This window comes from Pseudomonas sp. R3.Fl (assembly GCF_023516765.1).
In the GTDB taxonomy this organism is placed as follows: domain Bacteria; phylum Pseudomonadota; class Gammaproteobacteria; order Pseudomonadales; family Pseudomonadaceae; genus Pseudomonas; species Pseudomonas citronellolis.
The window spans coordinates 2831051-2846171 of record NZ_JAMGSO010000001.1 but is presented as its reverse complement, the minus strand read 5'-3'; the positions used below and the strand labels follow the sequence as shown (position 1 = coordinate 2846171).

General features: G+C 68.6%; 15 protein-coding genes. 3 read left to right on the top strand and 12 right to left on the bottom strand.

What is annotated here, in order from left to right:
• Positions 1 to 112 precede the first annotated feature (112 nt).
• Positions 113 to 2947 carry an excinuclease ABC subunit UvrA gene (gene uvrA, locus M8R19_RS12375; protein WP_074985982.1) on the bottom strand — a complete coding sequence of 945 codons (2835 nt, stop codon included), beginning with the start codon at positions 2945 to 2947 and terminating at the stop codon, positions 113 to 115.
• 211 nt (positions 2948 to 3158) lie between these two features.
• Between uvrA and M8R19_RS12370 the strand changes: the two genes are divergently transcribed.
• Both M8R19_RS12370 and ssb read left to right on the top strand, forming a co-directional pair.
• Positions 3159 to 4547 carry an MFS transporter gene (locus M8R19_RS12370; protein ID WP_043315336.1) on the top strand — a complete coding sequence of 463 codons (1389 nt, stop codon included), beginning with the start codon at positions 3159 to 3161 and terminating at the stop codon, positions 4545 to 4547.
• An 18-nt stretch (positions 4548 to 4565) separates the two neighbouring features.
• Entirely contained in the window at positions 4566 to 5063 is a 498-nt protein-coding gene (gene ssb / locus M8R19_RS12365; RefSeq protein ID WP_249917947.1) for a single-stranded DNA-binding protein, read from the top strand.
• Here ssb and M8R19_RS12360 read toward each other — a convergent pair.
• The gene (locus M8R19_RS12360) at positions 5060 to 5215 is read right to left on the bottom strand and encodes a hypothetical protein (protein ID WP_249917946.1); all 156 of its coding nucleotides are present in this window, start codon (positions 5213 to 5215) and stop codon (positions 5060 to 5062) included. The genes ssb and M8R19_RS12360 overlap by 4 nt on opposite strands.
• A 665-nt stretch (positions 5216 to 5880) precedes the next feature.
• Here M8R19_RS12360 and M8R19_RS12355 point away from each other — a divergent pair.
• Positions 5881 to 6078, top strand: a complete 198-nt coding sequence (locus M8R19_RS12355; RefSeq protein ID WP_074985986.1) for a hypothetical protein — start codon at positions 5881 to 5883, stop codon at positions 6076 to 6078.
• A 43-nt stretch (positions 6079 to 6121) separates the two neighbouring features.
• Here the strand turns inward: M8R19_RS12355 and M8R19_RS12350 are convergent, their stop codons facing one another.
• From M8R19_RS12350 to M8R19_RS12305, 10 genes are all read right to left on the bottom strand, one after another.
• Positions 6122 to 7357, bottom strand: a complete 1236-nt coding sequence (locus M8R19_RS12350; protein ID WP_249917945.1) for a putative porin — start codon at positions 7355 to 7357, stop codon at positions 6122 to 6124.
• A gap of 356 nt (positions 7358 to 7713) precedes the next feature.
• The gene (locus tag M8R19_RS12345) at positions 7714 to 8670 is read right to left on the bottom strand and encodes a PDR/VanB family oxidoreductase (protein ID WP_249917944.1); all 957 of its coding nucleotides are present in this window, start codon (positions 8668 to 8670) and stop codon (positions 7714 to 7716) included.
• A complete protein-coding gene (locus M8R19_RS12340; RefSeq protein WP_249917943.1) occupies positions 8667 to 9104 on the bottom strand; it encodes a RidA family protein in 438 nt (145 codons plus the stop codon). The genes M8R19_RS12345 and M8R19_RS12340 overlap by 4 nt, the downstream gene beginning before the upstream one ends.
• Positions 9101 to 10132, bottom strand: coding sequence for a Rieske 2Fe-2S domain-containing protein (locus M8R19_RS12335; protein ID WP_249917942.1), 1032 nt, complete (start codon positions 10130 to 10132; stop codon positions 9101 to 9103). The genes M8R19_RS12340 and M8R19_RS12335 overlap by 4 nt, the downstream gene beginning before the upstream one ends.
• An 18-nt stretch (positions 10133 to 10150) precedes the next feature.
• Positions 10151 to 10372, bottom strand: a complete 222-nt coding sequence (locus M8R19_RS12330) for a recombinase-like helix-turn-helix domain-containing protein (protein WP_249917941.1) — start codon at positions 10370 to 10372, stop codon at positions 10151 to 10153.
• Between the two features lies 1 nt (position 10373).
• Positions 10374 to 10691 (bottom strand): hypothetical protein, encoded by a 318-nt coding sequence (locus M8R19_RS12325; protein ID WP_061560595.1) that lies wholly within the window; start codon positions 10689 to 10691, stop codon positions 10374 to 10376.
• 9 nt (positions 10692 to 10700) lie between these two features.
• Complete coding sequence (locus tag M8R19_RS12320; RefSeq protein WP_249917940.1) at positions 10701 to 11843, bottom strand: FAD-dependent monooxygenase; 1143 nt, start codon at positions 11841 to 11843, stop codon at positions 10701 to 10703.
• A gap of 11 nt (positions 11844 to 11854) precedes the next feature.
• On the bottom strand, positions 11855 to 12823 hold the full coding sequence (locus M8R19_RS12315) for a VOC family protein (protein ID WP_249917939.1): 969 nt from the start codon (positions 12821 to 12823) through the stop codon (positions 11855 to 11857).
• Complete coding sequence (locus M8R19_RS12310) at positions 12820 to 14307, bottom strand: aldehyde dehydrogenase (RefSeq protein WP_249917938.1); 1488 nt, start codon at positions 14305 to 14307, stop codon at positions 12820 to 12822. Before M8R19_RS12310 ends, M8R19_RS12315 begins: the two co-directional genes overlap by 4 nt.
• Before the next feature lie 10 nt (positions 14308 to 14317).
• The gene (locus tag M8R19_RS12305) at positions 14318 to 15121 is read right to left on the bottom strand and encodes an aspartate dehydrogenase (protein ID WP_058071795.1); all 804 of its coding nucleotides are present in this window, start codon (positions 15119 to 15121) and stop codon (positions 14318 to 14320) included.

Below are 15121 nucleotides of genomic sequence, written 5' to 3'. Positions count from 1 at the left end.
GAGTCCGCTCCTACGGTTCCAGGAAGCACGGGCGTAGGAGCGGACTTTGTCCGCGATTGGACTCACCGGCCCCCCCCCGGCGCCCGGGGGCACGGACAGCCCCCTTCAGCGCTCAGGCCCGATCGCGCTCCAGCAGCGGCTTGAGGAAGCGCCCGGTGTGCGACGCTTCCATCTCCGCCACCTGCTCCGGCGTGCCGCTGGCGATGATCTGGCCGCCTTTGGAGCCGCCCTCGGGGCCGAGGTCGACCAGCCAGTCGGCGGTCTTGATCACGTCCAGGTTGTGCTCGATCACCACCACCGTGTTGCCGTGGTCGCGCAGGCGGTGCAGCACGTCGAGCAGTTGCTGGATATCCGCGAAGTGCAGGCCGGTGGTCGGCTCGTCGAGGATGTACAGGGTCTTGCCGGTGTCGCGCTTGGACAGCTCGCGGGACAGCTTCACGCGCTGCGCCTCGCCGCCGGACAGGGTGGTCGCGCTCTGCCCCAGCTTGATGTACGACAGGCCCACGTCGATCAGCGTCTGCAGCTTGCGGGCGATGGCCGGCACGGCGTCGAAGAACGCGCGGGCGTCCTCGATGGTCATGTCCAGCACCTCGGTGATGCTCTTGCCCTTGTAGCGGATCTCCAGCGTCTCGCGGTTGTAGCGCTTGCCCTTGCAGACGTCGCAGGGCACGTAGATGTCCGGCAGGAAGTGCATCTCTACCTTGATCACGCCGTCGCCCTGGCAGGCTTCGCAACGGCCGCCCTTGACGTTGAACGAGAAGCGCCCCGGGCCGTAGCCGCGGGAGCGGGCTTCCGGCACGCCGGCGAACAGCTCGCGGATCGGGGTGAACAGGCCGGTGTAGGTCGCCGGGTTGGAGCGCGGCGTGCGGCCGATCGGGCTCTGGTCGATGTCCACCACCTTGTCCAGGTGCTGCAGGCCGTCGAAGGAGTCGTAGGGCGCGACTTCCAGGCTGGTGGCGCCGTTCAGCGCGGTGGCGGTGATCGGGAACAGGGTGTTGTTGATCAGCGTCGACTTGCCCGAGCCGGACACGCCGGTGACGCAGGTGAACAGGCCGACCGGGAGTTCCAGGTTGACGTTGCGCAGGTTGTTGCCGCGCGCGCCCTTGAGCTTGAGCAGCTGCTTCTTGTTGCGCGGCGTGCGCTGCGCCGGCACCACGATCTTCTGGCGGCCGGAGAGGTACTTGCCGGTCACCGAGTCCGGGTGGCTCATGACCTGCTCGGGCGTGCCTTCGGCGACGATCTGCCCGCCATGCACGCCGGCGCCGGGGCCGATGTCCACCACGTAGTCGGCGAGACGGATGGCGTCCTCGTCGTGCTCCACCACTATCACCGTGTTGCCCAGGTTGCGCAGGTGGGTGAGGGTGGCCAGCAGGCGCTCGTTGTCGCGCTGGTGCAGGCCGATGGAGGGCTCGTCGAGGATGTACATCACGCCCACCAGGCCGGCGCCGATCTGGCTGGCCAGGCGAATGCGCTGGGCCTCGCCGCCGGACAGGGTGTCGGCGCTGCGGTCGAGGGTCAGGTAGTCGAGGCCGACGTTGACCAGGAACTGCAGGCGCTCGCGGATTTCCTTGAGGATCTTCGCCGCGATCTCGCCGCGGCGGCCGGTCAGGGTCAGGCCGGCGGCGTATTCGCTGGCCTCGCCCACCGGCATCGCGGTGACCGCCGGCAGCGTCTTGTCGCCCACCCACACGTGGCGTGCCTCGCGGCGCAGGCGGGTGCCGTGGCAGTCCGGGCAGGGCTGGGTGCTGAGGAACTTGGCCAGCTCCTCGCGCACGGTCATGGACTCGGTCTCGCGGTAGCGGCGCTCCAGGTTCGGCAGGATGCCCTCGAAGGGGTGCGCGCGCTTGACGATGTCGCCGCGGTCGTTGAGGTAGCGGAACTCGACGTTCTCGCGCCCCGAGCCGCCGAGGATGAACTTCTGGTGCTCGGGCGAGAGTTCCTGGAAGGGCACCTCCAGGCTGAAGCCGAAATGCGCGGCCAGCGAGCCGAGCATCTGGAAGTAATAGACGTTGCGCCTGTCCCAGCCACGGATGGCGCCCTCGGCCAGGGTCAGCTCGCCGTTGACCACCCGGCGCGCGTCGAAGAACTGCTTCACGCCCAGGCCGTCGCAGGTGGGGCAGGCGCCGGCGGGGTTGTTGAAGGAGAACAGCTTGGGTTCCAGCTCGCTGATGGAGTGGCCGCACACCGGGCAGGCGAAGCGCGCGGAGAAGATCATCTCCTCGCCTTCTTCGCCATCCATCGGTGCTACCAGGGCGATGCCGTCGGCCAGGTTGATGGCCGTCTCGAAGGATTCCGCCAGGCGCTGCTGCAGGTCGCCGCGGACCTTGAAGCGGTCCACCACCACGTCGATGGAGTGCTTCTGCTTCTTGTCCAGCTTGGGCAGCTCGTCCAGCTCGTAGAGCTTGCCGTCGACCCGCGCGCGGACGAAGCCCTGGGCGCGCATCTCGTCGAACACCGCCAGGTGCTCGCCCTTGCGCTCGCGGATCACCGGGGCCAGCAGCATCAGCCGGCGGCCCTCGGGCAGCGCCAGCACCTGGTCGACCATCTGGCTGACGGTCTGCGCCTCCAGCGGGATGTCGTGGTCCGGGCAGCGCGGGATGCCGACGCGGGCGTAGAGCAGGCGCAGGTAGTCGTAGATCTCGGTGATGGTGCCCACGGTGGAGCGCGGGTTGTGCGAGGTGGACTTCTGCTCGATGGAAATCGCCGGCGACAGGCCCTCGATGGTGTCGACGTCGGGTTTTTCCATCATCGAGAGGAACTGCCGGGCGTAGGCCGACAGGGATTCCACGTAGCGGCGCTGGCCCTCGGCGTAGAGGGTGTCGAAGGCCAGGGACGACTTGCCGGAGCCGGACAGGCCGGTGATCACGATCAGCTTGTCGCGTGGCAGGGTCAGGTCGATGTTCTTCAGGTTGTGGGTACGTGCCCCACGGATGAGGATCTTGTCCACAGCGGCCTCGCATGGCGGGCGAAAACCGTTGAGTATACGTTTCCCCGGCAGTACGCGGCAAAGTGGCGCGTCTGTGCCTCCGGGCGGCTGGGCTGCTAGAATGCCCGGCTATTTTTCGGCGTCGGCGGCAGCCGGCCATCCGGGAACGGATGGGCACGCCATTGCGGGGGCAAGAAGCACAGCCCGCTCCAGTCATTCCCCTGAGGGACTTATGCACGACACCCACACTGAGCGCATGAGTGGCACCGAAACCCGCGCGGCCGTCGGCCTTTCCCTGGTCTTCGCGTTCCGCATGCTCGGCATGTTCATGGTCCTGCCGGTCCTGGCCACCTACGGCCAGGACCTGGCCGGCGCGACCCCGGCGCTGATCGGCCTGGCCATCGGCGCCTACGGCCTGACCCAGGCCATCCTGCAGATTCCCCTGGGCACCCTGTCCGACCGCATCGGCCGCCGGCCGATCATCGTCGTCGGGCTGCTGGTGTTCGCCCTCGGCGCGGCGGTGGCGGCCAACGCCGACAGCATCTGGGGCGTGATCGCCGGGCGGGTGATCCAGGGCGCCGGGGCGATCTCCGCGGCGGTGATGGCGATGCTCTCGGACCTGACCCGCGAGCAGCACCGCACCAAGGCCATGGCCACCATCGGCATGAGCATCGGCGTATCCTTCGCCGTGGCCATGGTCGCCGGCCCCGTGCTGACGCACTTGTTCGGCCTGCACGGGCTGTTCTGGTTCACCGCCGGCATGGCCCTGGTCGGCCTGCTGATGATCCTGTTCTTCGTGCCCACCCCGGACCACCGCCTGCAGCACCGCGAGTCCAGCGTCGCCGGCCAGGCGCTGCTGCCGACGCTGAAGAACGCCGAGCTGCTGCGCCTGGACGCCGGCATCCTGGTGCTGCACGCGATCCTCATGGCCAGCTTCGTGGCCTTGCCGCTGGCCCTGGTGGAGCGCGCCGGGCTGCCCAAGGAAGAACACTGGTGGGTCTACCTGACCGCGCTGCTGGTGGGCTTCTTCGGCATGGTGCCGTTCATCATCTACGCCGAGAAGAAGCGCCAGATGAAGCGCGTGCTGGCCGGCGCGGTGGCCACCCTGATGCTCTGCGAGCTGTTCTTCTGGGAATTCGGATACAGCCTGAAGGAACTGCTGTTCGGCATCGTCGTCTACTTCACCGCGTTCAACCTGCTGGAAGCCTCGCTGCCGTCTCTGGTGAGCAAGGTCTCGCCGGCCGGCGGCAAGGGCACGGCGATGGGCGTGTACTCCACCAGCCAGTTCCTCGGCGCCGCCGTGGGCGGCATCCTGGGCGGCTGGATGTTCCAGCACGGCGGGTTGGACGGGGTGTTCATCGGCTGCGCCGTGCTGGCTGCCATATGGCTCGCGATTGCTGTTACCATGCGCGAACCGCCGTATGTAACGAGCATCCGCCTGCCCCTGTCCGATGAGGCGCTGCGCGATGCCTCGTTGGCCGAGCGTTTCAAGGCATTGCCCGGTGTGAGCGATGTGATGGTGGTCGCCGAAGAGGCCGCCGCTTATGTCAAAGTAGATTCCCAACAAGTGGATCGCACGTCCCTCGAGCGCCTGGCAGGCGCCGAGCCGGCGACGTGCTGAAGCCTTTAGGAGAGCGTCATGGCCCGTGGGGTTAACAAAGTCATTCTGGTGGGTAACGTCGGTGGCGATCCGGAAACCCGCTACCTGCCCAACGGCAACGCGGTGACCAACGTCACCCTGGCCACCAGCGAGAGCTGGAAGGACAAGCAGACCGGCCAGCAGCAGGAACGTACCGAGTGGCACCGCGTGGTGTTCTTCGGCCGCCTGGCGGAGATCGTCGCCGAGTACGTGCGCAAGGGCTCGCAGATCTACGTCGAAGGCAGCCTGCGCACCCGCAAGTGGCAGGGCCAGGACGGTCAGGACAAATACACCACCGAGATCGTGGTGGACATCAACGGCAACATGCAACTGCTCGGCGGCCGTCCGGGCGCCGGTGGCGACGACGCCCCGCGCGCGCCGCGCGAACCCCAGCAGCGCCCGCAACAGGCCCCGCGCCCAGCGCCGCAACAGCAGGCCGCCCCGGCCCCGCAACCGGCCGCCGACTACGACAGCTTCGACGACGACATTCCGTTCTAAGCGTCGGACAGGTCCGAAAAAGCCCGGCATTCCCTTTTGGGGATGCCGGGCTTTTTCATGTCCACCTGCAGAGCGTTGGCAGTCTTGCCGTGCTCTTCGTAGGAGCGAGCTTGCTCGCGAACAGATCCCGTGCCGAAGCGGTTCGCGAGCAAGCTCGCTCCTACGGGAAGCCGTGCCGGCTCGGCCTGCAATCCGCGCCGGGATGTCCGGCTATCGCGGACAAGGTCCGCTCCGAGGAAACTCCATGCCTCACAGCAAATTGTAGGAGCGGGCCCTGCCCGCGATATCGCGCGCAGGGCGCGCTCCTACATGGGAATGGCGTGGGTTGGGCAGCGTAGGAGCGGATCTCATCCGAGATCCGCGCCAGGACGTCCGGCTATCGCGGACAAGGTCCGCTCCTACGAGGAAACTCCATGCCTCACAGCAAATTGTAGGAGCGGGCCCTGCCCGCGATATCGCGCGCAGGGCGCGCTCCTACATGGGAATGGCGCGGGTTGGGCCGCGTAGGAGCGGATCTCATCCGCGATCCGTGCCGGGGTGTCCGGCTATCGCGGACAAGGTCCGCTCCTATGCCAGCCGGCGAACACAACACCCGTAGGATGGGTTGAGCGAAGCGATACCCATCGCCATCGCCGCATGGGGTTCGCAGGCTCAACCCATCCTACGAAAAGCGCCCCGGCTCAGTGGGCAAGACAGTTGCTCTCGCGTTCCCCACGCTTTTCGCAAAAAACCTTTGCCGATTCGGCTATTTAGTTAGCTGGCTAATTAAGTGATTCTGACTCCGCCTTGATGCAAGTCAAACAACGGAGAAGAACCGATGAGCGTAGTTGTCACTGAGCGCGACGAAGACCATAAATCCCGCGAATTCCGTGCCCTTGGCCGGCGCTGCTGGGACGTGCACCAGCAGGGCCTGTTGGTCGGCGTGTTCCACAGCGAGCAGGAGGCCCACGCCTACCGCGAGAGCCTGGAGCGGGAAGAGGTGCAGCGCCACGCGCAGGACGCGGAGCGGTTCTGAGCGGCCCGCGGGGCCAGGCGCCGGCCTGGCCCCGCCGCCCGGCTCAGAAGTAGTAGCCGATGTTCAGGTTGGTGCGGAAGTACCAGTCGTTGCTGCCCGAGGAGGTGGTCGAGGTCCAGCCCGTGCCGTTCTCCGCGCCGCCCCAGGGGTTGGCGTTGCGCGCCCAGGTGAAGTCCAGCCAGGCCATCACCGGCAGGGCGAAGAACTGGATGCCGGCGGTGTACATCTGCGAGTCGTCCCAGCCGCTCTTGTCCTTCCACAGCCGGCTGTAGTCGTTGTACAGCTTCACTTTCTTCACCGGCCCCAGCCAGGGCGTGGCGACGTCGTAGCCGACGTTGAGTCCGCCGATGCTGCCCTTGGCCGCCACCAGGAAGGCCGGGGTCAGGCCGTTGCCGCCCATGAGCACCGAATCGTCGCTGACGCCGCTGGGGTTCTTCGGATCGTATTCGTAGCGGATCGCCTGGCTCGAGATCGTCCAGGGACCGTTCTTGAACACCCCGTGGGCGCCGGCCGCCCAGAAGCTGCCGTTGTCGTCGGTGGTGGCGTTGTACAGCCGCGAGGCGGCCAGGGAAGCGCCCAGCTCGTTGTTCCAGTCGCCGGCCTGGAAGCTGCGCGCCAGGCGCAGGTTGACCTGGTCGCGCTTCTCGTTGTCCTGGCGGCCGTGCAGCGCCGGGATGGCGTTGTCCTTGAGGTCCGCGTAGCGCCCGACTTCCGGGGCGTAGCGGATGCTCGACGGCAGCATGCGCGGGTAGTAGGCGGCCTGGAAGTCCCAGTCGCTGTCCTTGTAGCCGTACTTCAGGCCGGTGCCGGTGTTCACGCCGAAGCCGAGGAAGAACGGGATGTGGTAGCTCCAGCCGAACTGCGGGTAGGGCAGCAGGCCGAAGGGCCTGGCCGGCGCGCCCACCTGCAGGTCGGAACGCTCGTCGAAGCGGTAGCCGAGGTAGGCGCGGTCCACCGCGCGCTTGTTGCGGTCCTGGAACCAGTAGCCGGCGTCGAGGCTGAACTGCTGGTAGCGGCCCTGCACGTCCAGGCGGAAGGTGTCGAACAGCCAGCGCGCCGGGCGGTTGATGCTGCTGTCCCAGTCCTCGTAGCGGTAGTTGGCGCGCAGCGCGCCGCCGACATCCAGGCTGGCGTCGCCGTCCTCGCTGCGCCAGGAGATGTGCGGGAAGGGCTTGTTCTGCATGCCCTGGCTGATGGTCGGCGCCGGGCCGGGCTCGGTGGCGAACAGCAGCGGAGCGTGTGCCAGCGCGAATGCGGCCAGCAGGGTGGGTCTCAACATGGAAGCGTCACCTCGGAAAAGGCAGCCTCGGAAGTGGGCCAGCAGGGCCGCACGCAGCTTCACGAAGGCTGGTCGTTTTTGTTTCTTGTATGAATCAACGTTTCAATTTCCTGCCCGAGGAGGAGAGCAGTTTCCATGCCATGGATGGGAGGCTGTTTTTCTATATATTTCCTATTTATATCAATGTGTTATGGGTGAAACGCGGGCGTTTGAACCACCCGTGAAACGCCCCCGGAGCGGTGTTACGCGGATGCCCAGGCGTGGGGCGCGAGGGGCGAATCCGGTGCGTTGGGAAACGCCGGCAGAAACGAAAACGGCAGCCCGGGGGCTGCCGTTTTGCGCAAGGCGAGGGAAGGCTACAGGTCGAGCACCAGGCGCCGGCTGCGGCAGCCGGAGACGCAGACCATCATCGACTGGTTGGCCGCGCGCTCGGCTTTGGTCAGCACGCCGTCGCGGTGGTCCACTTCGCCTTCCAGCACCTTGACCTCGCAGGAGCCGCAGACGCCCTCGCGGCAGCTGTAGTCGAGGTCGCAGCCCTGTTCCAGCAGCACGTCCAGCAGCACCATGCCGGCTTCCATGCGCAGGTGCTTGCCGCTCTTGCGCAGTTCCACCTCGTAGCTGTCCAGGGCGTCTTCCGCGGCGGCCTGTTCGACGGCGGCGAAGCGTTCGATGTGCGCGTTGGGGTAGCCCAGGGCCTCGCAGGTGCGTTCGAAGGCGTCGAGCATCGGCGTCGGGCCGCAGCAGTAGAAGTGCGCGTCGGTGGAGCGGCCGGCCAGGTAGGTGGCGAGGTCCGGCGGCAGGCCTTTCTCGTCGTCGAAGTGCAGTTGCACCCGGGCGTCCAGGCCGCGCAGTTCTTCCAGCAGCGCGGCCTCGCGGCGCGAGCGCGCGCAGTAGATCAGCTCGGCGGAGCGGCCAAGGGCGAGCAGCTGGCGGAACATGCAGTAGATCGGCGTGATGCCGATGCCGCCGGCCACCAGCACGCTGTGGCTGGCGCCGGCGTCGAGGGCGAAGTTGTTGCGCGGCGCGGCGATCTGCAGCTGGGTGCCGACGCGCAGGTTGTCGTGCACCCAGCGCGAGCCGCCGCGGCTGTTGCGGTCACGGAGGATGCCGACCACGTAGCGCCCCTGGTCGCTCGGCGAGTTGAGCAGCGAGTAGCTGCGCACCAGGCCGTTGGGCAGGTACAGGTCGATGTGCGAACCGGCCTCGAACGGCGGGAACCGGGTGTCGCCCCAGGGGCGCAGTTCCACGCTCATGATGCCTTCGGCCTCGTGGCGCAGGGTGTGCACCAGCGCCGGGATGGTTGCGTTGCTCATGGCTGTACCTCGGCGGTGCGCAGGTCGACGTCCAGGCGCGCGCTGGCCTCGATCTCGACGCGCAGTTCGGGGAACACCAGGCCGTTCACTGCCACCAGGGTGGAGGTGGGGTAGCAGGCCTGGCCGGCGAAGAAGTCGCGGCGGGCGCGGCCGACTTCGTCCTTGGCGGCGATGTCGGTGACGTAGACGGTCAGCCGGTAGAGGTTGCCGACGTGGCCGCCGGCGGCCTCGACCAGCGCCCGGCACTTGCCCAGCACCAGCAGCGTCTGCTCGTAGACGCCCAGCGGCGCGCCGCGCTCGGCGGCCTCGCGGGTGGCGGGATGCCCGGTCATTCCGGACATCACCACTTCGTTGCCGATGCGCAGGGCGTTGGACCAGCTGGCGCCGGGCGCTTCCGCCAGCGCCTCGGCCCGTACCCGGACGACTGCGTTCATAGCTGCCTGGCCTCGATCAGTTCCAGCTGCTCCTTGGCCTTGTTCTTCAGGTAGCGGCGGATGCGCACCACGCCCAGGTCGTGCTGGTAGAGGTTCTCGCGCTGGTTGGCGTCCGGCTCCATGTGCTCCAGCAGCACCCGGTCCTGCTCCAGCACCGCCCAGTGGCGCGCCTCCAGGCGGTTCTTGTAGAGGAAGCGCCAGGTGTCGCGCTGCCAGCCGGTGAGCGGGCGGCAGCGCCAGTGGAACACCGCGCACAGCTGCGGGCTGCTGGGCGTGTAGCTGCCGACGATGGTGAAGTTGCCGCCCGGGCCGCCGGTCTTCGGGTAGGGGATTTCCAGGCGCAGCCAGTGGCAGCCGTTGTCGACGAACTCGGTCCAGTCGAAGTTCACCCCGCGCTGGCCTTCCTTCTCGAAGAAGAAACCCTGCTCGGTGTCGCGGGTGACGAACTTGGCGCTGGCCGCGCCTTCGCTCATGGAGTGGGACATCTTGTGCAGGTAGGTGCCGTGCATCGGGTCCATGACGTTGTCGATGACGTAGCGGTAGTCGCCGCGCCACTCGGTGTAGCAGATGAAGCTGCTCCACTCGGGCGAGGTCAGCTGCTCGGGCAGCACCAGCTCCGGCGGGCTTTCCAGGTGCGCGTCGGCGGCGTTGTAGAGGAAGATCGCGCCGGCCGCCTCGCGGACGTGGAACATGCGCGTCGGGCGGCTGCCTTCGAGCTTGCAGCCGGGGCTGCCGGGGACCTTGGTGACGGTGCCGTCGCAGCGCACTTCCACGCCGTGGTAGGGGCACTGCAGGCGGTCGCCCAGCACCGGGCCGAGGGACAGCGGCGCGCCGCGGTGCGGGCAGTGGTCCTCGAGGGCGTGGACGCTGCCATCGTTGTCGCGCCAGAGGGCGATCTTGTAGCCCAGGCGGCGGATGGACAGCGGCTTGTCGCCGAGCAGTTGCGAAGGCAGGACGGGGAACCAGAGGTTCTTCAGGCCATTGGCCAGGATCTTCTCGACAGGATCGACGGTCAGTTGCGCGGTCATTTTCTCGTTCCTCGCCCGTTATTCGCCCAGGCGGGCCATCAGGGTCTTGTAGGCGTCTTCGGTCCACTCGCCGCTGGTCAGCGGGCAGGGCGGGCCGGCCAGGTTCAGGTGCTCCAGCAGGCTCGGCAGGTCGTGCCTGCCGGCGGCGTAGGCGCGCTCGATGGAGTCGCCCAGCAGGTCTTCGAAGGGCGTGCTCGGGCGGCCGCGCGACTGGTGCGTCTCGTTGTAGGGCTCGGTCATTTCATTGGCCTCCATTGCGGACCCGTTCGCGGATGCTTTCGCGCACCGGGACGAAGTCGTAGGTCGGGTAGCATTCGCTGCGGAACACGCCCCAGGCGGAGCGTTCCAGTTCGACGTTGACGCGCGGCAGCAGCGCCGGCGGCAGGCGCAGGGTGACGATCTGGCCCAGGCCCATGGCCACGGTCCAGGAGACGATCTCCACGCCTTCGCCGGGGAAGCGCTCCCACCAGTCCATCTTTTTCATGTGGGCCTGGATGTCCTCCAGGTTCTTCGACTGGTCGTGGCGCAGCAGCACGGTCAACAGCAGGGTTTCGCTCATGTTCGGTGCTCAGGCGGCGTTGTCGGACGGGGTGGCCCAGGCGTCGTAGCCGTAGACCCAGTCGGCGTTGCCGCCGGCCTTGAGCCACTGGTTGCCGCGCGAGCCGATCTGGATCTGGCTGGTGCGCTCCAGGCGCGCGTCCTGGTAGGCCCTGAGCGCCGCCGGGACCTGCGCCAGGTCGCGCACGCCGGCGAGCATGCGGCCGAGCACCACGGCGTCCTCGATGGCCTGGCCGGCGCCCTGGGCCATGAACGGCATCATCGGGTGGCAGGCGTCGCCGAGCAGGGCCAGGTTGTCGCGGGTCCAGTAGGGCAGCGGGTCGCGCTCGTAGAGGGCGGTCTTGAGCACCTCGTCGCAGGCTTCCAGCAGGGCGCGGGCGTGCGGGTGGTAGTGCGCGTAGCTTTCGCGCAGCTCCTCGACGCTGCCTGGGGTGGTCCAGCTTTCCAGGTGCCAGCTGTCCTGGGCGGTGGTGGCGAAGATGAAGATGTCGCGACCGCGGTTGAGCGGGAAGGTGACGATCTGGCTCTGCGGGTTCGGCCCCCACCACTTGGTGAAGGCCTGGATGTGCGGCACCTGGGCGACCTTCACCGCCGGCACCACGGCGCGGTAGGCGACCACCCCGGTGAAGCGCGGGTGCTCCTCGCCGAACAGCGCGGCGCGCACCACCGAATGGATGCCGTCGGCGCCGATCAGCACGTCGACGCGATCCTGGCCGCCGTCGGCGAATTCGATGTGCACGCCGTCGGCCTCCTGGCGCACGGCCTGGGCGCGCCGGGCGAAGCGCACGCGCTCCAGGGGGAAGGCTTCGGCCAGGGCGGCCAGCAGGTCGGCGCGGTGGATGGTCAGTTGCGGCGCGCCGTACTTGCGCTCGGCGGCGTCGGCCATCTCCAGGCGCGAGGTTTCCTCGCCGCTGTCCCAGGTGCGGCTGATGCGGTGGGTGGGCCGCGCCGCGCTGGCGCGCACCGCCTCGCCGACGCCCAGGCCGTCGATGGCCTTGACCGCGTTGGGCGTCAGGTTGATGTCGGCGCCGACGCGCAGGAACGCCTTGGCCTGTTCGTACACTACGACCTCGTGGCCGGCGCGCAGCAGGGCGATGGCGGCGCACAGGCCGCCGATGCCGGCGCCGAGCACGCCGATCTTCAGCTTGGACATGGGCTTTCTCCTCAGCTCTTGTTCTTTTCGGTCAGGAATTTGCCTTGCGGGCCCTCGGCGCCTTTCTGCCGCCGGGTGACGCCGTCCAGGCCGCCGGCGATGGCCCACTCGGCGAACACCGTGGGGCCCGGCTCGAAGCTGCGCGGCTGCCAGTCGCCGGTCAGTTGGTCCTCGTCGGCGTAGTACTCCACCAGCGCCCCGGCGGGGTTCTTGAAGTACCAGAAGAACGCCGAGGACACCGGGTGACGGCCCGGGCCGATCTCGGTGTCCCAGCCGCAGCGGGCGATGTGCATGCCGCCGCCGAACACCTCGTTGATGTCGCGCACGCTGAAGGCGACGTGGTTCAGCCCGGCGCGCGGTGCCGGCAGCTGGAGCATGAACAGGTCGTGGTGGCCGCCTTCCTCGGCGGTGCGCAGGAAGGCGCCACGGCCGGGGTAGCGGTCCGAGGTCTGGAAGCCGAAGGCTTCGCGGTAGAAGGCCTCGCAGGCATCCACGTCCTTGACGAAGAACACCACGTGGCCGACTTCCACCGGGGTGGCGCGCTCGTAGACCGGGCTGGGCTTGTTGATCCGCGCCTTGCTGTTCCAGGTGTTGTGCGCGCCGCATTCCTCCAGCACCAGTTCGCGCTTGCGGGTGACCTGCAGGCGGATCGCCAGGCCGTTGGGGTCGGTGCAGCCGATGCGCCCGCCGCCCTCGACGAAGCCCGGCGCCATGGCGATGCGGCTGGCATAAAGCGCCAGGTCGTCGGCGCTGGCCACGCCCCACACCACCTCGCGCACCGTCGAGCCGGGCTCGATGGCCGGCGGCAGGCCGGGCCTGTCCAGGGCGGCGACCACCACGCGGCAACCGTTGAGGGTTTCGAAGACCACCTGGTCGGCTTGCTCGTCGACCAGGCTCAGGCCCCAGTCCTCGAAGAAGCGCCGGCAGCGCGGCAGGTCTTCCACGCCGTAGGTGATCTCGTCGATGCCAAGTACGCTCATGCTGTCGCTCCGGCCCAGGCGATGGGCTGCTGGTTGAGGCCCCAGTACAGGGCTTTCTGCTCCATGTACTGGAGGATGCCCAGGCGCCCCTTCTCGCGCCCCAGGCCACTGTCGTTCCAGCCACCGAAGGGGGTGGCGATGGAGAATTGCTTGTAGGTGTTGATCCACACGGTGCCGGCCTGCACGGCGCGGCCCAGGCGCCAGGCGCGCTGGAAGTCGCGGGTCCAGATGCCGGCGGCGAGGGCGTAGACGCTGTGGTTGGCCTGCTCGATCAGCTGGCGCTCGTCGTCGAAGGGCAGGGCCGCCAGCACCGGGCCGAACACCTCTTCCTGGCACAGGCGCGCGTCGTTGCCCAGGCCGTCGATGATGGTCGGGGTGTAGAACCAGCCACGCTCGTACTGTTGCCCTTGCGGGCGGCGGCCGCCGGCGAGCAGGCGGCCGCCCTCGGACAGGCCGAGGTCGACGTAGCGCTCGACGCTCTCGCGGTGGCGCTCGCTGATCAGCGGGCCCATCTGCGTGGCTTCGTCGGCCGGGTCGCCGATGCGCAGGCGCTCGGCGCCTTCGACCAGGCGTTGCAGGAAGCGTTCGTACAGCGGCCGGGCGACGAACAGCCGCGAGCCGGCGATGCAGGATTCCCCCGAGCTGCTGAAGATGCCGTAGAGCACCCCGGCCACGGCGTGGTCGAGGTCGGCGTCTTCCAGGACGATGGTCGGCGACTTGCCGCCCAGCTCCATGGACACCGGCATCATCTTGTCCGCGGCGATGCGCGCGATGTGCTTGCCGGTGCTGGTGCCGCCGGTGAAGGACACGCGCTTGACCAGCGGGTGGCGGGTGATGGCGTCGCCGATCAGCGAGCCCTTGCCCGGCAGCACGCTGATCAACCCGGCCGGCACCCCGGCCTGGATGCACAGGCGCGCCAGGGCCAGGGCCGCCAGCGGAGTGATCTCCGCCGGCTTGATCAGCACCGCGTTGCCGGCGGCCAGGGCCGGCGCCAGCTTCTGCGCCTCGGAGGCGATCGGCGAGTTCCACGGGGTGATGGCGGCGACCACGCCCATGGGCTCGTACACGCTCATGCTGAGGAAGTCGCCGCGCGAGGGGCTGATGCTTTCCTCCAGGGTTTCGCAGGCCGCGGCGAAGAACTGGAAGGTGCCGGCGGCGCTGGCCACCAGGGCGCGGGTCTCGCGGATCGGCTTGCCGTTGTCCAGGCGCTGCAGTTGCGCCAGTTCCTCGGCGTGCTCGCGGATCAGCTGCGCCACGCGGTACAGCACCGCGGCGCGCTCGTGGGGCTTGCGCTGCGCCCAGCCGCTGGCGAGGAAGGCGCGCTGGGCGCCCTGGATGGCTTCCTCCACGTCGGCCAGGCCGGCGGCGTGCAGGCGGGCGATGGGCGAGCCGTCGGCCGGGTAGTGGCTGGTGTACAGGTCGCCGCCGCCCAGGCGCCACTGGCCGGCGATGCAGATGGGTTGGATTGCGTCGAGATCGAGCATGGCGCTGTCCTCAGATGGAGACGGCGTGGGCGTGGTTGCCCAGCGCGCGGACGATGCTGAGCACGGTCAGCATCGAGGTCTTGGGGTTGGCCGCCAGCGGCTTGCCGCGCAGGGTCATCTCGAATTCGCCGAAGGCGCCGCGGGCCTGGTAGTGGTGCACGTTCTCCTCGCTGGTGGGGTCGGCGATCAGGCGCACGCGGGTGGCGTCCAGGCCCAGGCCGGCCAGCGACAGGGTGGCGGCGACGTTGGCGTTCTTCGGGTAGCGCGAGGAGGCCTCGCGGGCGCTGCCTTCGAAGATCACCGTGGGCTCGGTGAGGCCGTCGAGGTCGAAGCGCTCGTCGGCCGGCGTGCCCTTCCAGGCGCGGCTCGGCTTGCGCCCGCTGTAGACCACCGAGTCCAGCCCGGCGACCTTGGCCGCGGCCAGCGCGTCGATGCCGCCGATGGCCCCGGAGAGCAGTTCGACCTGGGTGCCGCCGCGCCGCGCGGCTTCTTCCAGGCGCGCGGCCAGGCCGTCCTCGGAGAGCGCGCCGATGGACACCAGCAGGCACGGGATGCCGCGCTCCAGGGCCGGGATCACGTGTTCGGCCAGGGCCGCGTGGCCGGCGCATTCCACCAGCAGGTCGGGGCGCCGGGCGTAGTCCAGGGTTTCGACGACGCGTGCCTGCGCGGCGATGCCGGCCAGGCGCTGGCGCGCCTGGTCGAGGTGGCCGGCCGGGACCACCACCTGGTCGAGCGCCAGGTCGCGGTCGTCCTTGAGCATTTCCAGCACGCTGAGGCCGATGGCGCCGCAGCCGATCATGGCGATGTGCAGCAT

Excerpts from the sequence above, each read along its gene's own strand:
- M8R19_RS12345 (WP_249917944.1), bottom strand. The coding sequence starts at position 8,670 with ATGAGCAACGCAACCATCCCGGCGCTGGTGCACACCCTGCGCCACGAG.
- M8R19_RS12355 (WP_074985986.1), top strand. The coding sequence starts at position 5,881 with ATGAGCGTAGTTGTCACTGAGCGCGACGAAGACCATAAATCCCGCGAA.
- M8R19_RS12310 (WP_249917938.1), bottom strand. The coding sequence starts at position 14,307 with ATGCTCGATCTCGACGCAATCCAACCCATCTGCATCGCCGGCCAGTGG.
- M8R19_RS12350 (WP_249917945.1), bottom strand. The coding sequence starts at position 7,357 with ATGTTGAGACCCACCCTGCTGGCCGCATTCGCGCTGGCACACGCTCCG.
- M8R19_RS12325 (WP_061560595.1), bottom strand. The coding sequence starts at position 10,691 with ATGAGCGAAACCCTGCTGTTGACCGTGCTGCTGCGCCACGACCAGTCG.
- M8R19_RS12335 (WP_249917942.1), bottom strand. The coding sequence starts at position 10,132 with ATGACCGCGCAACTGACCGTCGATCCTGTCGAGAAGATCCTGGCCAAT.
- M8R19_RS12315 (WP_249917939.1), bottom strand. The coding sequence starts at position 12,823 with ATGAGCGTACTTGGCATCGACGAGATCACCTACGGCGTGGAAGACCTG.
- M8R19_RS12330 (WP_249917941.1), bottom strand. The coding sequence starts at position 10,372 with ATGACCGAGCCCTACAACGAGACGCACCAGTCGCGCGGCCGCCCGAGC.
- M8R19_RS12370 (WP_043315336.1), top strand. The coding sequence starts at position 3,159 with ATGCACGACACCCACACTGAGCGCATGAGTGGCACCGAAACCCGCGCG.
- ssb (WP_249917947.1), top strand. The coding sequence starts at position 4,566 with ATGGCCCGTGGGGTTAACAAAGTCATTCTGGTGGGTAACGTCGGTGGC.
- M8R19_RS12305 (WP_058071795.1), bottom strand. The coding sequence starts at position 15,121 with ATGCTGCACATCGCCATGATCGGCTGCGGCGCCATCGGCCTCAGCGTG.
- M8R19_RS12340 (WP_249917943.1), bottom strand. The coding sequence starts at position 9,104 with ATGAACGCAGTCGTCCGGGTACGGGCCGAGGCGCTGGCGGAAGCGCCC.
- M8R19_RS12320 (WP_249917940.1), bottom strand. The coding sequence starts at position 11,843 with ATGTCCAAGCTGAAGATCGGCGTGCTCGGCGCCGGCATCGGCGGCCTG.